A 20,886-nucleotide genomic window follows, 5' to 3' on the forward strand; every position below is an offset into this window, starting at 1 on the left:
GTAGGTGGGTAGTGAAATTTTCCTTCTATTGCGTATAGAACAATAGTTGATTCATACACGCCGGATGTAGGTGGGCAGTGAAATTTTCCTTCTATTGCGTAGGTCGCAATAATAAATTTTATTTTCTGAAGCACACGCCGGATGTAGGTGGGTAGTGAAATTTTCCTTCTATTGCGTATAGAACAATAGTTGATTCATTTTCTTAAGCACCCAGGTATATGGAGGTGGTTAGTGAAATTTTCCGACTATTGCGTGTAGGGAAATAGTTAATTAATTTTCTGAAGCACCCCGCCATATGGAGGTGAATAGCTAGGGAAGGGTAATGCACCAACCAAAATATTTGGGATAGAAATATTTAGCATAGGTGGTGCGTTACATTTCATTAACGCACCCTACAAGATGGCTTACTAAATTAGAGCCGCCATCTTCACATCATTAGTTGCTAATAACTCCTGTAACTCGTCAGAGTCTACAGTCTCCTTATCAACCAACATCTCCGCCAACTTATCCAAAATATGACGGTTGCCTTCTAAAACTTCTTTTGCACGACGATAAGCTTGGTCTACCAAATTACGAACCTCATCATCAATGGCAGCAGCAGTTTCCTCAGAAAAATCACGTTCAGACATAATATCTCTACCCAAGAACATATTACCGTTCTGACGACCAAGAGCCACAGGACCGAGGCGATCGCTCATCCCAAACCGAGTCACCATCTGGCGGGCCACACGAGCAACCTGCTGCAAGTCATTAGAAGCTCCAGTTGTCACCTCTTCATCACCAAAAATAATTTCCTCAGCGAGACGACCACCTAAAGCAACTGCCATTTGATTTTGCAGATAAGCACGAGAGTACAAACCAGAGTCCATCCGGTCTTCACTAGGAGTAAACCAAGTTAAACCACCAGCTCCACCACGAGGAATAATACTAATCTTCTGTACTGGGTCATAATCAGGCATCAATGCTCCAACCAAAGCATGACCAGCTTCGTGATATGCTACTAATTCCTTACGCTTCTCGCTCATTACTCGGTCTTTCTTCTCTGGGCCAGCTAATACCCGGTCAATAGCATCATTAACTTCATCCATCGAGATTTCAGTTAAGTTGCGACGAGCTGCTAAGATAGCACCTTCATTCAATAGATTAGATAAATCTGCACCAGTAAACCCAGGTGTCCGACGGGCAATTTTTTCTAAGTCCACATCTTTTGAAAGACTCTTACCACGAGCATGAACGTTGAGAATTTCCAGACGACCTGCATAGTCGGGGCGGTCTACTACTACCTGACGGTCAAAACGACCAGGGCGAAGTAGGGCAGCGTCTAAAACGTCGGGGCGGTTAGTTGCAGCGATAATAATGATACCTGTGTTGCCTTCAAAACCATCCATTTCGGTGAGTAGTTGGTTTAGAGTTTGTTCTCTTTCATCATTACCACCACCTAAACCAGCACCTCTTTGACGACCCACCGCATCAATTTCATCTATAAATACGATACAGGGAGCATTAGACTTTGCTTGTTCAAATAGGTCGCGGACACGGGAGGCACCTACGCCTACGAACATTTCTACGAATTCTGAACCAGAGATAGAGAAGAATGGTACTCCTGCTTCTCCAGCAACAGCTTTAGCTAATAGAGTTTTACCTGTTCCGGGAGGACCTACTAATAGTACACCTTTAGGAATCTTAGCTCCTATGGCTGTGAAGCGATCGGCATTTTTCAGGAAGTCTACTACTTCGGTTAGTTCTAGTTTGGCTTGTTCGATACCTGCTACATCGCCAAATGTAACTTGGGTTTGAGGTTCCATTTGAACTCTAGCTTTGGATTTACCAAAGTTCATCGCTTGACTACCAGGCCCACTTTGAGCGCGACGTAGTAGGAAAAACAGTCCCACTAATAATAGGATAGGGAAGAATAAACTACTTAATGCTCTGACCCAGAAACCTTCTTCATTCTGGGGAAGTACGGAAATATCTACGTTGTTTTGAGTGAGAATGTTAATTAGGTCAGGGTCATTAGGTAAATTAACCAGGACGATAGTTCCATCGGCTACTTTGACTCTAGCTATTGTCCGGTCAGCACTTATACTTACTTTGTCTACGTTATTGCTTTCTACCTGTTGAATGAACTGACTGTATTTCCAGGTTTCGCGAGTTTGGGGTTGTTGATCAAAGAATGCTGTTGCTAAGGCTATGACTACTATTGCCAATAGGGCATATAGGCCAGCGTTTCTCCACCTTTTATTATTCACAGGGGTTGATCCTCCTAGTTTTTTATGGTATTTGGACTATGACTTATTTAATCCTGGTATATTAACTTATGTTAACTTATTCCTCATATAATACCACAGTCCTAACTAAATCAAAAGTCAAAAATTAAAATTCATCAGCCTTCAGTTCTTAATTTTGACTCCTAATTCTTCTTTCAAGGATACTAATGCTGGAAAAAATGACTAATTTGAATTATCTAGAAACTTCAGGATGACTAAAGTCATTAACAGAGGAAAAGTTAGTAGATTACAATTATAATCTTTTACTTGGATATTCTTATCCTGCTCTTTAATTTATTGAAGATAAATTAAAGAGCGATTTTCGAGTATTTGAATATAGGAGCGGACAATCAACTTTATGGTATACTCAAGGAGTTGAAGAAATAATTACTGTAGAACATAGTTATGGTTATGTTCTCAAAATTTATGCTTTTATTCCCAATAATCTGAAGCTAGTTTTGAAAGAAAATAGACAAAGATATGTTGAGTAAATGAATAATTATGGTAATGCTGATTTTGATGTAATTATTATTGATGGAATTAATAACGTTAAATGTGCTGAAATATGTGAAAAAATTATCGAAAACTGGCTGGATCATGTCCTCTAATTCTGATAGAGAGGAAAATGATAGAGCAATATTTTTTTGCAAATTCAAGCATTTAAACCCATATATTTTTATGGTTTAGTAGCATTTCAAAAATATCAAAAAAGTTGTACTTAAATTTTGTTTCAAAGAGATGATTTTTTGTCGAATTTAAAATTACCAAGCCAAAAATAATCTTGTTTGAGTATTTCTCTGGGGTAATATGAAGCAATGATTAAAAGAGAAAATGAAAATCAAGGTAGTCAAGATAATCAGATTTTGGCTTGTTACGAAGCTATTAAAAATCAACCTTATGCTGTTGAAGCTTACCAGAAATTAGGGGATATCTGTTATTCTCAAGGTCAAATTGAAAAGTCTATTCGTTCTTACAACAAAGCAATAGAATTACAACCAGATTTGGCAATAGTTTATGCAAAGTTAGGCAAAATTTATTCCCAAAAAGGTCAACTACAACAGGCGATCGCTCACTATCAAAAAGTTATTACACTTGAACCAAAATCCGCAGCTATATATTGGAATATTAGTCAGATTCTACAGCAACAAGGTAGATTATTTGAGGCTAAGATTTATCAGCAAAAAGCATTAGAAATTAAGCCGGATTTAATTAGAAAATCATTTGCTTTGAATCAGCTCGATATTAAACTTACTCCTTACTTAACTTGGGAAAATGGATTTTTTATTGAAGCGGGAGCGAATGATGGGATAAGTCAAAGTAACACTTTATATTTTGAGAAATACAAAAACTGGCAAGGTATTCTAGTAGAAGCAATACCAGAGTTAGCAGAAAAATGTAGAATTAATCGGTCTAAGTCTGTGGTAGAAAATTATGCTTTAGTTCCTTTTGATTATGGTCAGGATTATATAAAAATGAACTATTGTAATCTTATGTCTTTTGTTGATGGAGCTATTGAGTTAGAGGAGGAAAAAAAAGTTCACTTAAAAACAGGTTGCCAAGTTCAAAATATTAATCATAGTTATGAAATAAATGTACCAGCAACAACATTAACTGGAATTCTTGACAAGTATAGAGTTGAAAATATAGATTTGTTTTCGTTAGATGTTGAAGGTTTTGAATTAGATGTTTTGGAGGGTATTGATTTTGATAAGTACCAACCAAAATTTATGTTGATAGAGGTACGTTATGGAGATAGAAAAGCAATTGATTCTTTTTTAAGACCGTTATATGAACCTATTGCAGCACTATCTAATTCTATAAATGAGACTTTACCGGAACGGTCTTATCAAGATATTTTGTATAAAAAAGTGAGGTAAGTATTTAGCTATTAGCTGTCAGCTCTCAGAAGCAAAATTTTTCATTTTCTCAAGCTCCTAAGAGTGGGAGTGGCTGCTGAATTTCTAAGTATTGCGGATGAGGGAATAGTATTTTCATTTTCTCAAGCATCTCAAACTATTGCGGATGAGGAAATAGTATTTTCATTTTCTCAAGCACTTCAAAGTTGTAGTGGCTGTCGAATGCGGATGGGGAAATAGTAATTTCATTTTCTCAAGCACCTTAGAATTAGGGCACAGATCAATTTATTATCACACTTAGAAAAATTTTATCCTTTGAAATCTCCTACATCTTGCTAGAATTAGTTAACCAAAAATTCAGGTCTCAAGACTTCATTTCCTTGAAAATGAAAAAGAGAAATTTCAGTATTTCAAGCCTTTTGGTTTAGCTAGAAAAACTGATAACTAAAAATTCAGGTCTCAAAACTCCATTTGTAATGAAATGAAAAACAAAAATTTACTATTTTAACCATCTTGTTTAACGCAAATAAACTTATAACTGATAGCTAAAAATCAAGGGTTCAATACTTCATTTTTAAGGATATGAAAAACATAAAATTTACTATTTTAATTCTTTTATTTCAGCCATAGTAACTGATAACTGAAAATTAACTGATAACTGAAATGACTCAATTTCAATTAAAAACTCCTGTAGTTCTAATTATATTTAATCGACCAGATACAACGGCAAAAGTATTTGAGGCAATTCGTGAAGTAAAGCCTCTTCAATTATTTGTAATAGCTGATGGTCCTCACCTAGATAAACTAGGAGAATTTGAGAAATGTATCACAGCAAAAAAGATAATCGATCAGGTTGATTGGAAGTGTGAAGTTTTAACTAATTATGCTGAAGTTAATTTAGGTTGCCGAGAGCGTATTTATAGTGGATTAAATTGGGTTTTTAGTTTGGTAGAATCAGCGATTATTTTGGAGGATGACTGTGTACCTCATCTAACCTTTTTTCGATTTTGTCAGGAGTTATTAGAAAGATATCGAGATAATGATCGAGTAATGGCTATATCTGGAGATAATTTTCAGTTTGGTAATAATCCAATAGAGTATAGTTATTATTTCTCTTGCTATCCACATTGTTGGGGTTGGGCAACTTGGCGAAGAGCATGGAAAAATTATGATAATCGGATGCAATTATGGTCGAAGCTTATAGATAGTAAGTGGTTAGAAAATATTCTAGAAAATAGTAGGGCAGTTCAATATTGGTCGGAGATTTTTGAGAAAAATTTTCAAGGGTTTAATTCTTGGGCTTATGCTTGGGTTTTTGCTTGTTGGAATCATCATGGTTTAACTATTTTACCCAAGGTTAATTTAGTTTCTAATATTGGTTTTGGTGGGGAAGCTACTCACACTTCCAGTGTCAATAAATTTGCCAATATGTCTGTGGATGAAATGATTTTTCCTTTGAATCATCCTTCTTCTATTATTCGTAATATTCAAGCTGATGAATTTACAGAAAAAATAATGTTTAGTGGTAGTTTACAGGTTCAAAATGTTCTTTGCAAAGTTTGTGGTTCTATATCTCATAAGTTTGATACTGCTAAGGTTTTAAGTAAATATAATGTTGACTATTTTCAATGTTCTAATTGCGGGTTTGTACAAACGGAAAATCCTTATTGGTTAGTTGAAGCTTATCAGGAGGCGATCGCTGGTAGTGATGTGGGTTTGGTATCTAGAAATCAGAATTTTTCTTTGATTACAGAAAATTTGATTATTAATTTTTTGAATGCTGATGGTAAGTTCTTGGATTATGGTTGTGGGTATGGTTTGTTTGTGCGGATGATGCGTGATTTGGGGTTAGATTTTTATGGTTATGATAAGTATTGTCAGAATATTTTTTATGAAGGATGGGAAGGGGAAATAAATGGGGAGGAAAAATATGAATTAGCGACGGCTTTTGAGGTATTTGAACATTTCATAAATCCTCTGGCAGAGATTGAGAAGATATTGCAAAGAACGAGAAATATTTTATTTAGTACGAAGTTATTGCCGTCGAATAATCCTCGTCCTAATGATTGGTGGTATTATGCTTTGGAGGAAGGTCAGCATATTTCTATTTTTACTAAGAAAGCATTATCTATAATTGCTCAAAAGTTTAAACTTAATTTATTTTCGGATGGAGAGTCTCTGCATTTATTAACTGAGAAAAGTTTATCAAGTTCTGAGTTTTTCAGCATCTTTAGGGTGGGTAGATATAAACCTGAGAAAAGGAAAGAAGCTTTGACTGAGTTAGACCATAAAAAAGTGACAGAAAGAAAACAAAGAGCTAGGCAAGAAGTAACTGAAATAGACCATAAAAAAGTGACAGAAAGAAAACAAAGAGCTATGCAGGAAATAACTGAGTTAGGCTATGAAAAACTTACAGAAAGAAAACAAAGAGCTAGGCAGCAGTTAACTGAGGTAGACTCTGAAAATATTGCAGAAAGAAAATCAAAAAATCAGCAGCAACTAACCGAGATAAACTATGAAAATGTGGCAGAAAGAAAAACAAAAAATCAGCAGCAATTAGATTTTAAGGTTCTGATAGATGGTGTATTTTTCCAAATAAATAATACGGGTATTGCCCGTGTCTGGAAATCTTTGTTGGAAGTATGGTCGAAAGATAGTTTTGGTAAAAATATTTTAGTGCTTGACAGAGCAGAAACTGCACCAAAAATTCCTGGAATAAAATATCGTGTTGTGCCTGGATATAATTACGGAAGAATAGATGCAGACCGTCAAATTTTGCAGCAAATATGTGATGAAGAAAATGCCGATATTTTTATTTCTACTTATTACACAACACCTATCTCAACGCCGTCTATATTTATGGCTTATGATATGATTCCAGAAGTTCTAGCTAAAAATCTTGATAACCCTTCATGGCAAGAAAAACATCGTGGTATTCGACAGGCAGTTTCTTACATTGCAATCTCCGAAAATACAGCTCGCGATTTAGTAAAATATTTTCCTCAAATACCTGCAAATTCTGTCACGGTAGCTCCCTGTGGTATTGAAGCTAAATTTTCTAGAGCAATTCCTCAAGAAGTTACTAATTTTCAACAAAAATATCAGATTAATCGCCCATACTTTCTAATAGTGGGTGAAAGAATAGGTTGGCTCGGTTATAAAAATACTATTCTATTCTTTAAAGCTTTTGCTAAATTGAAAAAATCCACAGAATTTGACATTGTTTGTATAGGAAAAAATAGAAAACTAGAGCCAGAATTAAGCAAATATATTTCAGGTAGTAAAATTCATCTATTACAACTGAGTGACCAAGAATTAAAATCAGCTTACTCTGGAGCGATCGCTTTAGTTTATCCATCAAAATATGAAGGTTTTGGACTGCCTATTTTAGAAGCAATGGCTTGTGGTTGTCCGGTTATTACTTGTAAAAATGCTTCAATTCCAGAAGTGGCAGGAACAGCAGCTTTATATATAGATGATAATGATATTAATGGGTTAGTAAATGCTTTGGGTGAAGTGCAAAAATCTGAAGTTCGGCAACAATTAATTACTGCTGGTTTAGCACAAGCTCAAAAGTTTTCTTGGTCTCAAATGGCTAAGACTATGACTGATGTATTTATTCAGACTTTTAATCGGATTAAAGTAGAGAGATTATCTGCTATGGAAGATAGGAAAAATTTTGCTAAAATTCCATTTCCAATAAATCATAGAGATTTAGAGATGCAGGTTAAATCAAAGGAATTATCCAGTATGGAAGATAGGAAAAAGTTAGGAGAAATTTCATCTCCAATAAATCATGGAGAGTTAGAGATACAGCTTAAATCAAAGGAATTATCTGTTATGGAAGATAGGAAAAATTTAGACAAAATTCCATTTCCAATAAATGATGGGCAGTTAGAAATGCAGCGTCATTTTTGGAATGTTAATTCTCTAGATGAAGCTATGTTTGGGCGGGTGTTAGCTTACGGCGGAATAGATACACTTTCTCCAGCAGAAAAAAAGCAAGCTTGGGAAAAGTCAATCGAAAATTGGGTGCCACAAATTTTGGCAGGTATTCCTATTAAACCAGAATGGAAAGTATTAGAAATTGGTTGTGGTGTTGGTCGTCTTATTAAGTATTTACGAGAAAAATTTGCACGGGTGGATGGTGTAGATATTTCGGAAAATATGATTCAGTTTGCTAGGCAATATTTGGCTGATGGAAAACAGAATGGCGAGGTATTTGTTAATAATGGCTATGATTTACAACAGTTGTCTGATGAGAATTACGATTTTGTTTTTTCGACGATAGTTTTTCAGCACATCCGTTCTATTTCTATTGTTAAAAGCTATTTCCAAGAAATATTTCGGGTCTTGAAGCCGGCGGGATATTTTAGAATTCAAGTACATGACAACAGTGCTGAAAGTTTAGGAAATTTTGATGAGGAAGGAGCGAAAGATAAGCAATATTATTTTTCTGGCAATGCTTATACTGAAGAACAATTAAAAGATTTATTAATTGCAGCGGGGTTTAATTTAGTTTCTTTAAAATCTGCTAAACCTTGGATTTGGGCAACGGTAAAGCGAGAGGAAAAAGTAAAAGTAGCTGTAGAAAAGTTTCCGACAATAGGTACTCTAAAAAATCATCAAATGGGTATTGAATATCCACAAATTTATCCATTGCTAGACAATAATCATCGACCGTTTTGGTCTGTGATGATTCCTACTTATAAAAAGGTCAAATATTTAGAGCAAACTTTGAGAAGTGTATTGCAACAAGCTCCTGCTCTAGAGGAAATGCAAATAGAGGTAATTAATGATTGTCCTGATAGTAAAATTCAAATTGAAATAGAAGCTATTGTCCGAAAAGTAGGGGGAGGAAGAGTTAATTTTTATCGACATTTTCCTCAAGATATTGGTCAAGCTCCGATTTTTAATATTTGTCTACAAAGAGCAAGAGGATACTGGGTTCATCTACTCCATGATGATGATTTTGTCTTGCCTGGTTTTTATGAAAAATTACGTCGTGGAATTGAAAAAAATACAACAGTAGGAGCAGCATTTTGTCGCCACTATTATATAGATGAAAATGATCGGAAAAAGTTTTTATCTGTGTTGGAAAGAGACACCCCTGGAGTTGTAGAAAGATTTTTAGAAAAGATTACTTTAGAGCAACGTATTCAAGTTGTGGGAATGGTTGTGAAACGTGAAGCTTATGAACAATTGGGTGGTTTTTGTGACCAAGCTGCTTCTGCTGCTGATTGGGAAATTTGGAAGCGAATAGCTGCTTTTTATCCTATTTGGTTTGAACCAGAAATTTTGGCTTGTTTCCGTTTACATTCTTCCTCGGAAACTTCCCGCTTAATGCAGTCTGGCGGTAATATAGAAAATGCTAGGAAAGCTATAGAAATTACTCAAACTTATTTACCAACAAATATGGCTGAAGAATTATCAAATAAAGCTAGGGAACATTATGCAATTGAAGCAATAAAAATGGCTGCTTCTATGTTGAAAGGAGGTAATACTAATGGAGCGATCGCTCAAATTCGGGAAGGCCTTAAATGTAGTAAGTCTCCCTCGGTAATTAATTTATTGGTTTCTATTTTGATTAATGCAGAAACGGAGGCTGAAACTTCTTTAGTTAAGACAACAAGTCAGGAAGTAGTATCTTTAAAACCTCAGTTAATAGAACAAAACAAACCTGTACATAGTCCTGAAACTAATTTGTTGCCTTCTCTGGCAGAAATCAATAAAGAGATTCAGGTTTACCAACAAAACCAGTTGGATAAATCTGCTTTAGTGAAGTTGCAGGAAATTAGAAAAAAAATTGCAGATTGTTGGTTAAGTATCGATACCTTGGAAAATTTAAAAATTGCCTATTTAGGAGGAGTTGGTCAAAAGCATAAAGCATTATTAAAAAGCAGTATCAAAGAGGAAAGCTTAACGGAAACTGAGCAAAAATTTGTCACTGAAATAAAAGTGAATATTGCTAAAGGATTTAACGAAGCTTTAGACATTAAACATCTTTTAGCAGGTATGCTTTACCAAAGAGCAGATCGACTAGAAGTTAAATATGAAAAAGCTCCTATTCCTAACTGGTTTGCTACAGACTATTTAAAATTTATGTTTGCTTCTCCTCAGCTTTTCCAAGAAATAGGAGAAACAAATAATTACTATCATTTTCTGACTGGATGGTTGAGTTATGTTCATAATAATATATCCAAAAATCCAGACTCAGAATTATGGCAAGCCATCGCCTCGTTGTTCCTGGAAAATTCTAATTGGATACCTCTATATTTTACGACAACACCAAATTTAAAAAATCTCTATATTAAACGGGCAGAAATTATTGAATTTGCTCTGAAAAAACGTGGGTTGGAGCTAAACTATACTATACCTCCCCGTCCTTATGACTGCCAGAAAATTCGCTTAGGAATTATCAAAGATCATTATAATCCCCAGACAGAAACATACTCGTTACTCCCAGTGTTTGAATATTTAGATCGGAGTAAATTTGAGATATTTCTCTATGCAATAAATTCTAACGGACACCCCTTAGAAAAATATTGCCAAAGTCGTGCCGATAAATTTCTCGAACTACCAAAAGAGCTAAAAAATCAAGCACAAACTATTCGTAACGACAATCTCGATCTTCTGTTTTTTGGTTCTAATATTACTGCTACTACTAAAAATTCTACCTTACTAGCAACTCACAGATTAGCAAGACTTCAGGTAACATCTATCAACTCTCCTACTACTACCGGAATAGCATCCATAGATTATTACATCTCTGCTAAATTAACTGCTCCGACTGAAACAACCCAAGAGCAGTACACCGAAAAATTACTCAACCTAGAAGGTTCCGGACTATGTTTCCGAGACCCCATCCCCGAAACTCTTCCAGTCGTACAACCTCTCCGCTCAAGTTGGGGGGCAACCGATGAAACTACAATTTTTATCTCCGGTGCCAATTTCTACAAAATCATACCCGAGATGCGGGAGACTTGGGCAAAAATTCTCAGTGCAGTGCCCAATTCTATTTTAGTCTTGTATCCCTTTAACCCCAACTGGACAAATCATTATCCAGTCAAACCTTTTATCCAAAAAATGCGAGCTACTTTGGAGCGACACGGTATTGATAGTAAGCGCTTGGCAGTCATTAAAGCACTACCAAGTAAATCAGATATCAAAAAATGTTTAGAGTTAGCAGATATTTATTTAGATTCTTTCCCCTATGGTGGGGCAACTTCTCTAGTAGATCCTTTAATGGTAGGAGTACCACCAGTTATCGTCGAAGGAAATGCTTTAAGGTTTAGGCAAGCGTCCGCTTTGTTGCGGGAAATTAATATGGAGGATCTTATTGCTGATGGAGAAGAAACTTATATTAATTTAGCAGTGGAACTGGCAACTAATTCCGAATTGCGCCAACAAAAACGGCAAAAAATTCAAGAAAAAATGCAGCAAAATCCTTCATTTTTAGACAGTCGTAGCTACTCTACAAAGATAGGTGAATTGTTCCAAGAATTATTCCAGGAGTGGCAAAATATTCATCTACCAAAAACAACCGAACCTACAGATAAAAAATCTCTAACTCCTAAATTTATTAATCGTTTAGTTGGTTGTGTAAATCTGTACAAAATTGATCCGACTGACCAATCTTTAATAGAAGAATTACGCCAACTTCGTAAACAAATAGCTGATTTTTGGTTGGATGTACCTCCAAAAGAGTTACAAACTATTTATCAAGGTAAAGTCCGACAAGCATATCTAGCTTTATTAGCAAGTGAGATTCAAAATGAACCTCAAACGGAAGAAGAAGAGAAATTTATCAAAGAATTAACTGATACAAGTATGGGTTTAACTAATCCTAAAGCTGTTAATGCACTTTTAGGAGGGATGTTATATTTTCCACCAGGTAAAATGTTAGTCCGAGATGCTAAAAATCGTTTGCCTCAGTGGTTGATTAATGATTATAAACAGGTATTTGAAAGTAGAGAAGTTGCACAAAAGTTAGAAAAGGCTTTTCAAACTAAGTCGCCTCATTTGTCAGAAGATTCTATCGATAGAGGTTTGGTCTCCAAACCCCCAAAACCTGCTGAAGCTCAAACTGAAAAGAATGTAGTTTTAACAGAAAATCAGGGAGATAATTTAGATTCTGCCAACCAAAAGTCTCTGAATCAATTATTAGGTACTGTGAATCTTTATTATATAGATCCGTCTGATGAATCTGTTGTTAAAGAGTTGCGTCAACTAAGAAAACAAACGGCTGATTTTTGGATAAATTTAGAACCACAAAAACTAGAAAATTTTTACTTGGGTGAGATGGGTAAAGGTTACCAAGCATTACTCAATAGCGGGATTCAAAATGAATCTTTAATAGAAAGGGAACAGGAATTTTTACAACAGTTAGCAACCCAACTTTCTCAAGGAATAGAAGCGCCAAAAGCTATAAATTATTTATTAGCAGCAATGTTATATTGTCGGCCACAACAATTGCAAATAGAAGAGATAAGTAAATTGCCTCAATGGTTACTAGAAGATTATCAAAATTTTTCCGTAAATAGATAATTAGAGATTGGATGTATCAGGAAATATAAAAAAGAAGATCGGGAACAGAGAATAAGCAATAGGTAATAGGTGAAGAAACAATTATTTGTCACCTATAATGGCCTATAAATTTAGGAATATGAATACTAAGACCCGCTAACTGTAGACTGATTTCAATCCCCGATCTTATTTAAGCTTTAAGATTTAGTTATAAGACAAGTTCCTGAATACTTATTTTACAAATAGTCTCTTGTTTGTCTATCAAATTAGACCAATTTGATAAATGTTTTCTACAAATCGCTAGGGAACTTTTTAGGAGTCAGGAGTCAGGAGTCAGGAGTCGTATGGGAATAGCTTCTATATCATTTTTTAACTGGTAAATCATATTTTTTGTCAAAGGTAAATCTCCTGTAAAATCTTTTTATTGCCATTACTATTCGTAACATTCTTTTTTCAAATTGGTATTATTGTATCTATTAAGTAGATGGAGAAAATTATTTGTGCATTTATTAATTAAGGATACTCCTTTTGCCTCTTGCCTCTTGCCTAATTCCCCCCAAATATTAAATTAATTCTTTCTTTTCAGCTACTTATTGTTACCCACAGCTAACTTATTTCTGGAAAATTAACTATGAGTCAATATACCAATATTACTGATTATTATGATAGTTTTACTGATTATTACGACTTTTTGATGACCCAAGGCAATTATGATTATCAAGGAATGGCTAATGCAGTCTATTCTTTGATGAAAGATAGTCAGAAAAAAATACTAGAATTGGGTGTAGGAACAGGATTATTTGCAGAAAAATTATTGGCACTTGCTCCCGAAGCTAAATTTACAGGGGTGGATATTACTTCATCAATGCTCAATATCGCCAAAACAAGATTGGGAGAATGGGGTAAATTAGTCGAAGCAGATATCTATGATATGAACCTCCAAGAAACTTTTGATATTGCTGTTTCTAGTAGAGGAGTTTGGGTAATAAGTCAACGATGTGATCGAACTGACTTAAGAAATCATACAAAGGATATTTTTGAGGATATTAAGGGATTAATTAATGTTGCTAAACATCTTCGTCAAGATGGGTTATTCCTATTGAGTGTTCAAGGAGAACATAAAAGTTATCAACAAAAGTTATCAACAAAATCTCCCCACAGGAATTGTTTATTCTCAGGAGATAGAAAAAATTGCGGAAAATGATGAAATTGAATCCATTGAGAAAACTTATTTTTTTAAGAGAGATGGGGAAATATTAGCTCAACAAAAACTGAAGTTGAGTTACATTAAGCAATGGAAAAAAGAAGAAATTATGGAACAAGTGGGATTTATTTTTGTTAGTCTTGATGAGAGCCAAAAGTTTCATGTTTATCGCAAAAAATGAAATAGATAATCATTATTTAGGGAGTAGTAAGTGGGGAAGATGGGTTAGAGGATAGGGAACAAGCAAAAAATATTTACCAATCGATAATTGATGATTTATAATTAATCGAATCTAGGTTTAAAGACTCTCCTTTTAAGTATAAAAAAAGTGCTAGGAGATTTCCTTATATTCAATTCCCTTACGGTTTTAACAAGAAGTAATTATCTATTCTTCATTATCCATTAATAAACCACCATACTTCTGTTAATATAGTAGAGATTAATTTGAGTAAATTTCATTAAATATTATGAGTGTTGTTGCAGCCAAAAAATATTCAGATCGATTAATATTTGCTTCTGATAGTATTCGGGTTTCTGGTCATTTAAAGGAAACTCATCGTGTAACTGGTGATGAACAAGGTAAACTTTTTGAGGTTAATGACTTAGTTATTGGTAGTGTTGGTTTGATTATGGAATTAAGCTTTATGCAGATTTTTGCCAGAAACCACAAACCCGCAGCACCAACTGTAGAAGCTGTTTTAGATTTCATTGTTGAGTTTTACACTTGGGCTAAATCTAAAGATGATTCTTTTTCTAAGAGAAATGATTATTTAATTGGAATTGAGGGAGAAATTTTCCGAATTTGCGATAGTTATTTAGTGGAAAAAATCAACGAATTTGCAGCTATTGGTGCTGGAGAACATTTTGCTTTAACAGCAATGTATTTAGATAAAAATCCTCAAGAGGCTGTTGAAATTACTAATGAATTATGTGTTTATTGTTCCCCACCAATTAATGTTATTACTAAACAGCTTAATGTTAATGATTAGTTTGGTCTAGGTAAGGTAGGTAAATATGATAAGATTTGCTATTTAGGTAGTCTTATATATCTATAGCAATCTTAAACAGGTTGTAACAATTTAAAAACTAGAAATCAACTCCAAAACTCTTGCCCATTACCCATTGCTTATTCATCAAAAGCCACAAGATTTTGGACACTAATAAAATAGAATTGCTATAGTGATTTACAGTTGAAGTAGGGAACAGGGAAAATAAAAGGTATCTAAATTCAACCTTTTAAAAGAATAGTATTTATAGCAGTCCCCATTACTTTTAGGAAATTATCGCTCCTTTCAAATTTAGTCCGTGCTGCGAATGTACGAGTGAATCGTAATTCGCCCCTACTGACTTTTGCTATACTTACCTATTTAACTTTTTTGAGCAGATGTCACCACTTATAAATTACTACCCTATTTAAAAAGATAAATCAACATTTTACCACTTTACTAAATAATTTTAAAAAATCTCTAAAACCAATCTTCTTGCTCGTTATTATGTTTCTTATAAACCTGACCTTTGCAATGAATTTCACGAGTTTTGTCATAGAGTTTTTCTTCTGTTAACTCCCACTTTTCCAAGACTTTTTCTAAGTCTGCTTGAATATCTTTTGCACCAGGAAAACCTCGATAACGAATTTTTAATCTTGCTAATTCTGCTAAGTTATAGTTAGTATCTTTTTCTGCTAATAGGATGTTAACTATTTGTCTATCTTTATGATATTGGGGATGCTGTTGATCTTCTGATTTCATAAAACTAAGGAAGAATTCATTAATGGATAATGGATAATTAATAATTGATAATTCATAATTATGGCTGGCTGATTAAATCTAAAAGCATTGACAGATAAAGGTTTTAGGCTTTTTGAGCGAAAAAAAGTCGGGCTTATTCAGCTTGAGCAACCAGAAAGTTAGGGTTTTGAGGAGAATAATTGTAGAAAAATTGAGGGATAAAATATTAGACTAACTCCTCTAAATTCCCCATATATCCTGTTTCCTAACTTCCCCTCCCAGGAGGGGTTAGGGGTGGGTTGTCTCCTGTCTCCTCTCCTCACCCATAAGACTTTTTCAGCAAACCCTAACTACCTCTTTAACAAAGGAAAAAGGCAGTAAGGTTTAAAGCAATTTAGCAAAACTACTTTTTTCTCACTTAGCAATAAGGAAGAAACAAGAGTGCTTAAAACAATTGATAAATTGAGAGATAATAAAAAATTACTGCATAACTACTCTACCTTAAAGATAGCACTAATTATTAATTATTACTTGCTGATAACTGATAACTGATTTAACTCTCTAGATTATTCCACTTTTTAAAGTGACTATGCTGACGATCATTTTGAGTATTATTAACTAAACTCGGCTGCAGTTCTAAAGCTTTTTCTTGAAAAAAAAATGCCTCATAAAATCTGCCCTCTTGCTCCAAAACTTTACCTAAATTCCAATAAGCTTCTGCTAAATCAGGTTTGATTTTAATTGCTTTTCTATAAGTAATCATTGCCGCATCAATTTGCCCTTTTTTATAAAACATACTAGCCAAATTAACAAGAACTTCAATAAAATTCGGATTAATTTTTATTGCCAATGAATAAGCACGAATAGCAGCATCTATTTTATTTTGTGCTTGCAGGATATTTCCCAAAGTTTTGTAGACTGGAGCAAAATTTGCCTGTTCTTTTAAGGCTTTGTGACAAAGAGCGATCGCTTCTGTAAAATTTTCTTGATTATAATAAGTCTCTGCTAACTTATTAATAGCATTAACATCATCTTGTTCATATTTCCATAACTCTGAGTAGTCGTTTTTTACCTGACTTAATTCACTATGATTTTGAGATTTATCATTCTGTTGAAAAGTTTTTTTATATTGTAAATTTTGATTCATTTTCTAGAAGCTACTTATCCAAAGTAATTTTTCCCCTTTATTTCTTCCTTCTTCCTTCTTCCTTCTTCCTTCTTCCTTCTTACTTCTTACTTCCTTATAAAAAAGAAACATGAGCACTCACAACTTGCCAACCAACAGAAGTACGCATCCAAGTTTGACTTTGCCTACCCATTTTTCCAGTTTCTTGACGCTGAAATTCAGTATTTGCTGTGGCAAAATCTTGACCATAAGTTGTAATAACAGTATTCATTAATACTCGCTCTAAATTAACTTTTCCACGGGCTTTTCTAAAAGCTGATATTGCCTCATATCCATAGATATTTTCATTTACTCCATAACGGATGGTGTGGGGACTATGCCAAAATAATTCATCTAAAATATCCACATTATTACTAATTAAAGCGGCTTCATATTGCTCAAATGCTGATGTTACCTCTGCCACAATATCAGGAATATTAATCTCCATTTTAATTATTCTCCTAATCACAGTATTCCAAAAAATTTTCTGGAACTATTTTCAATTCTCCACACTTAAATCTATCTATCGAAACCCAAAGTGCCGTTTTTTTTCGTTCCTTCTCCCAAAAAGTTAACTCCTCTATTTGATAAAACTTTGGATCAGCAAAATCACATTTATATAATTGAATTAACTCATGTCTTTCCTCTCCATTAAACATAAAAATATTTTCCATACATCCCAAATATTTAATATTAGTTAATTCAGCTGCAATCTCCTCTTTAAACTCTCTCTGTAAAGCATCACGACTATACTCTCCAAAATCAACACCTCCACCCATAACTCGATAAAAAGTTTCCTGTTTTACAGAGTCATAACCTTGAGAAATAAACAAGCGATCGCCATCTCTAATTAATCCCAAAGCTAGTACCCTAATTTTCTTCTTTTTAGTCATAATTTTCTTATATAAACAAAATGGTATAATAGCTTAGTTAGATTTGTTATAACTACCTTTTTTTTATTTGCGATTTAACCTAATTATATATATTTCTGTACAAAAGCAAGCTAAGTACCTGGGTCAAGTTAATCTCCTTGATCGGATAAGCTACAGAATAAGATGAAATGTAAAAATAATTTTCATTACTACTTATATCTGGTCCTATCTACATAATTTTCTTCTCAATTATTACTTAATATCAAATTCAAAAAAAATAGTTACATTGTGGGAGTAAGTATGGATTTTTTATGTAAACTCTTTAGGTAGTAGGGTAGTTAGAAAAAGTATTTTCTCCTATAAACAAAAGTCAGCTTTCCTATAACTACTAGAAAAAAGTCAATGTAGCAGTATTTTCTGAAAGCTGATAGCTAATAGCTTACGGCTGAATGCTTACAAAAGTACAATTAATTATCATCATAAAAACCCTCTTCGTATTTATTTTCTGGTACAAGCCAATCTTCATTCTGACCACCAATAATAAGTTTTTCTATCTTGACCAACTCTGTACTTAATTGTTGAAAACTATTGACCAAAATATCAATTGCTAAAGCATCGCTAGTTCCCAAATCAAACCAACAACGACCCCATAATCCTTCATATTCTACATCTCCCATATTGTGCATAACAGCCATCATACTTTGACTAGCTACATCCTGACTATATTCCATATAACTAATCTCTATTCCTACTTCTTGAACTTGTAAATTTTCGGCATTAAACCCACCTAATTTTCCCAATAAAAACCATGAGTCAAATAGTTCTTCTATATAATGTTTTTCTGCCATAGAAGGAACAGTGCTAAACTCTAACCAAATCCATACATCAAAAGGATTAAATTCGCGAAATTGTACTTCCATAAATATTTAAGATGAAAAGAATAAACTTCAGTATTTCAAGCCAGAGGTACTGATAACTGTTAAAAAAGTTATAACTCACGAGGCTAACTGAAATAACTTTTAAATTATTAAATTAGCGGAGAGCTGGTAATTCTGGGGGTCCCCATGTGCCTAAACCATCTCTAATTGCATCTCGCATCGGGTCACAAGGTCGTTTACCATCATCTATATTATTAATATTTTTACACTGTTCAAAAAATATTTGTGCTACCAAACGTCTTGGCATTTGGTCTGACTTTGCTAAAGCTTTATCAAAGTTTTTCTCGGCTTTTTTTCTGATAGATAAATTATTATCTTTATCTTTAGCTTGAGCCACTAAAATTTGTGCTTTTAGGTAGTGTACTTCTGGATTTTCTGGAACTTCTGATAAAGCTTTATCTATATATTTTAAAGCTTTTTTGAGATTATCTAAATCTCGATAAGCTACTGCTAATCCCCGATAAGCTAAATGATGAGGATAAGCTTTGTCTTCTAATGTTTCTATTGCTTTAGCAGGGTCAGAAAATGGCAAATTCACCGCCAACATTAAATCCATATATCCTTTCAACAAATTTAGCTCTGGGTCAGATGAGTTTATTCTTTCTGCTGTCTCAAAATGACTAAAAACTTTTCTAAGTTTTTCTAATGCTTTTGGAGTTCCTTTTAACGTACCTTCACTAGATATAATATAAGCACCTTCTAGAAAGTGACCAGTTGCAGCATAAATATTGCCACGGACAGGATTAATTGCAATTAAATTTTCTGCTACTTCTGTAGTTTTTTCAGCATATAATTTTAGTGATTCCCAACTTTCATCTAAGTAATGTAACGAAGATATCATGGCATAAACAAGAGGTTCACCTATCTCTTCAGATTCGGCTATTTTCAGATAATCTCTTGCTTCTTTATAATTTCCTTTTTCAAACATAGCTTGAAAAGCTGCTTCAGTTTTTTCTCCTATTTCAATCGGATTTTTTTGACGAAATGGATCTCCTATTGCTGGAGTTACACAAAAGTTAAAACTGACTAAAGTAGCACTAGAAAAAATTGATATTTGTTTCAATACAGAAAATTTTTCACACCAACTAAATAAGGTTTTTAGCATAAGTTATTTTAAGACTAACTGTGATTTTTAAATTCTCAAATTATGTGTTATTATTTAAGCTAGATTATATAGAGGTTTTCATCAAAGTTAAGTATTTTTTTTCTATTTTCTCTTCTCTTTACTCTGTTCGTTAAAATCGAATAATTGTGTATCTCGCAAATTTGATAATTGCTATAACTATAATTTTTTCTGGAAAACTAAATCCAGATGAGATTTTAACACAAACTCAGAATAATTGCTGAGTGTAAAAACAAATAAAGATATTTAATAAACTTAGTGTAGGGTGGTTAAAATAACCCGTCAGTTACAAAATTATCAAACCCTTATTAGGCTATATTGACCTTTAACTTCTAAATGCTATATCTCAAAAACTTGTATTATCATCCAGCAGCTAGTACCACTCCTATCCTCAACAATATTAATATGGAACTAGCCCCTCAACAAATGGGTTTAATTATTGGTCGTAGTGGTTCCGGCAAAACTACATTATTAGAAATATTAGCTGGTTTAGCTCAATGCTCCAAAGGAGAAATATACTGGAGAGAGCAAAAATTAACCTCCGAACATTTACAACAACTGGGGGGTTTAGTATTTCAATTTCCAGAAAGGCATTTTTGTGGTGCTACTATTCTAGAAGAATTACGATTAGGTCATCCAGAATTACGACCAGAACAAATATCTTTCGCCTTGGAAGAAGTCGCTCTTCAACATTTATCATTAAATACGTCGCCCCATGCTTTAAGTGGAGGTCAACAACGTCGTCTTGCTTTAGCAGTACAATTAATTAGACAGCCTCATCTTTTAATGTTAGATGAACCAACTGCTGGATTAGATTGGTCAATACGGAAACAACTGGTCAATTTACTAGCTAAATTGAAAAATCATTGGAGTTTATTGGTTGTCACCCATGATGCTAGTGACCTTTTACCCATAGCTGATAAATGTTGGACTTTAAATAAAGGTCATTTGGAGGAGAAGTCAGAAGTTAGAAGTTAATAAAGTTAGTCTTTTATTATTTTAGACATCTCCTGAAATTTATATGACTGACACAGAGAAACTACATATAGCGTTCAAAAACTATAACGTTATAGATACATAGTGTTTAAGACTCAAAAATCCGTGAGTCGTGATTTTTAGATCAAAGTTAAAAGTGGTAAAGAGGCGATCGCTGACTCAAGACACTCAAAAATTACTACTTTCTAATAGTATTTATTATTACTTTTCCT

General features: G+C 33.9%; 13 protein-coding genes. 6 read left to right on the forward strand and 7 right to left on the reverse strand.

Annotated features, from left to right (window positions below; translation table 11 throughout):
• Positions 1–407: 407 nt before the first annotated feature.
• Positions 408–2,249 carry an ATP-dependent zinc metalloprotease FtsH3 gene (ftsH3, locus tag ACP6PL_RS05980; protein WP_426543547.1) on the reverse strand — a complete coding sequence of 614 codons (1,842 nt, stop codon included), beginning with the start codon at positions 2,247–2,249 and terminating at the stop codon, positions 408–410.
• Between the two features lie 833 nt (positions 2,250–3,082).
• Here ftsH3 and ACP6PL_RS05985 point away from each other — a divergent pair.
• The 5 genes from ACP6PL_RS05985 to ACP6PL_RS06005 all read left to right on the forward strand — a co-directional run bounded on the left by ACP6PL_RS05985 (position 3,083) and on the right by ACP6PL_RS06005 (position 14,842).
• Positions 3,083–4,144, forward strand: a complete 1,062-nt coding sequence (locus tag ACP6PL_RS05985; protein ID WP_426543549.1) for an FkbM family methyltransferase — start codon at positions 3,083–3,085, stop codon at positions 4,142–4,144.
• Positions 4,145–4,213: 69 nt separating this feature from the next.
• Positions 4,214–4,363, forward strand: coding sequence for a hypothetical protein (locus ACP6PL_RS05990; protein WP_426543551.1), 150 nt, complete (start codon positions 4,214–4,216; stop codon positions 4,361–4,363).
• 423 nt (positions 4,364–4,786) lie between these two features.
• Positions 4,787–12,670: a methyltransferase domain-containing protein gene (locus tag ACP6PL_RS05995; RefSeq protein ID WP_426543553.1), complete on the forward strand. Its 7,884-nt coding sequence runs from the start codon at positions 4,787–4,789 to the stop codon at positions 12,668–12,670.
• A 610-nt stretch (positions 12,671–13,280) separates the two neighbouring features.
• The gene (locus ACP6PL_RS06000; RefSeq protein ID WP_426543555.1) at positions 13,281–13,853 is read left to right on the forward strand and encodes a class I SAM-dependent DNA methyltransferase; all 573 of its coding nucleotides are present in this window, start codon (positions 13,281–13,283) and stop codon (positions 13,851–13,853) included.
• Positions 13,854–14,320: 467 nt separating this feature from the next.
• Entirely contained in the window at positions 14,321–14,842 is a 522-nt protein-coding gene (locus ACP6PL_RS06005; protein WP_426543557.1) for a hypothetical protein, read from the forward strand.
• A gap of 477 nt (positions 14,843–15,319) precedes the next feature.
• Here ACP6PL_RS06005 and ACP6PL_RS06010 read toward each other — a convergent pair whose 3' ends face one another.
• From ACP6PL_RS06010 to ACP6PL_RS06035, 6 genes are all read right to left on the reverse strand, one after another.
• Positions 15,320–15,601 (reverse strand): DUF3288 family protein, encoded by a 282-nt coding sequence (locus ACP6PL_RS06010; RefSeq protein WP_426543559.1) that lies wholly within the window; start codon positions 15,599–15,601, stop codon positions 15,320–15,322.
• Between the two features lie 532 nt (positions 15,602–16,133).
• Positions 16,134–16,727, reverse strand: coding sequence for a tetratricopeptide repeat protein (locus ACP6PL_RS06015; RefSeq protein ID WP_426543561.1), 594 nt, complete (start codon positions 16,725–16,727; stop codon positions 16,134–16,136).
• A 94-nt stretch (positions 16,728–16,821) separates the two neighbouring features.
• Positions 16,822–17,193: an oxalurate catabolism protein HpxZ gene (gene hpxZ / locus ACP6PL_RS06020; RefSeq protein ID WP_426543563.1), complete on the reverse strand. Its 372-nt coding sequence runs from the start codon at positions 17,191–17,193 to the stop codon at positions 16,822–16,824.
• Between the two features lie 13 nt (positions 17,194–17,206).
• Positions 17,207–17,638 (reverse strand): NUDIX hydrolase, encoded by a 432-nt coding sequence (locus ACP6PL_RS06025; protein ID WP_426543565.1) that lies wholly within the window; start codon positions 17,636–17,638, stop codon positions 17,207–17,209.
• A gap of 446 nt (positions 17,639–18,084) precedes the next feature.
• Positions 18,085–18,537 carry a DUF3531 family protein gene (locus tag ACP6PL_RS06030; RefSeq protein WP_426543567.1) on the reverse strand — a complete coding sequence of 151 codons (453 nt, stop codon included), beginning with the start codon at positions 18,535–18,537 and terminating at the stop codon, positions 18,085–18,087.
• Between the two features lie 112 nt (positions 18,538–18,649).
• Positions 18,650–19,660: a Sll0314/Alr1548 family TPR repeat-containing protein gene (locus ACP6PL_RS06035; RefSeq protein ID WP_426543569.1), complete on the reverse strand. Its 1,011-nt coding sequence runs from the start codon at positions 19,658–19,660 to the stop codon at positions 18,650–18,652.
• A gap of 354 nt (positions 19,661–20,014) precedes the next feature.
• Between ACP6PL_RS06035 and ACP6PL_RS06040 the strand changes: the two genes are divergently transcribed.
• Positions 20,015–20,656, forward strand: a complete 642-nt coding sequence (locus ACP6PL_RS06040; RefSeq protein ID WP_426543571.1) for an ABC transporter ATP-binding protein — start codon at positions 20,015–20,017, stop codon at positions 20,654–20,656.
• The last annotated feature ends 230 nt before the right edge of the window (positions 20,657–20,886 follow it).

Source organism: Dapis purpurea BLCC-M126 (assembly GCF_050015975.1).
GTDB lineage: Bacteria > Cyanobacteriota > Cyanobacteriia > Cyanobacteriales > Microcoleaceae > Trichodesmium.

Excerpts from the sequence above, each read along its gene's own strand:
- ACP6PL_RS05985 (WP_426543549.1), top strand. The coding sequence starts at position 3,083 with ATGATTAAAAGAGAAAATGAAAATCAAGGTAGTCAAGATAATCAGATT.
- ACP6PL_RS05995 (WP_426543553.1), top strand. The coding sequence starts at position 4,787 with ATGACTCAATTTCAATTAAAAACTCCTGTAGTTCTAATTATATTTAAT.
- ACP6PL_RS06000 (WP_426543555.1), top strand. The coding sequence starts at position 13,281 with ATGAGTCAATATACCAATATTACTGATTATTATGATAGTTTTACTGAT.
- ACP6PL_RS06005 (WP_426543557.1), top strand. The coding sequence starts at position 14,321 with ATGAGTGTTGTTGCAGCCAAAAAATATTCAGATCGATTAATATTTGCT.
- ACP6PL_RS06010 (WP_426543559.1), bottom strand. The coding sequence starts at position 15,601 with ATGAAATCAGAAGATCAACAGCATCCCCAATATCATAAAGATAGACAA.
- ACP6PL_RS06015 (WP_426543561.1), bottom strand. The coding sequence starts at position 16,727 with ATGAATCAAAATTTACAATATAAAAAAACTTTTCAACAGAATGATAAA.
- hpxZ (WP_426543563.1), bottom strand. The coding sequence starts at position 17,193 with ATGGAGATTAATATTCCTGATATTGTGGCAGAGGTAACATCAGCATTT.
- ACP6PL_RS06025 (WP_426543565.1), bottom strand. The coding sequence starts at position 17,638 with ATGACTAAAAAGAAGAAAATTAGGGTACTAGCTTTGGGATTAATTAGA.
- ACP6PL_RS06030 (WP_426543567.1), bottom strand. The coding sequence starts at position 18,537 with ATGGAAGTACAATTTCGCGAATTTAATCCTTTTGATGTATGGATTTGG.
- ACP6PL_RS06035 (WP_426543569.1), bottom strand. The coding sequence starts at position 19,660 with ATGCTAAAAACCTTATTTAGTTGGTGTGAAAAATTTTCTGTATTGAAA.
- ACP6PL_RS06040 (WP_426543571.1), top strand. The coding sequence starts at position 20,015 with ATGCTATATCTCAAAAACTTGTATTATCATCCAGCAGCTAGTACCACT.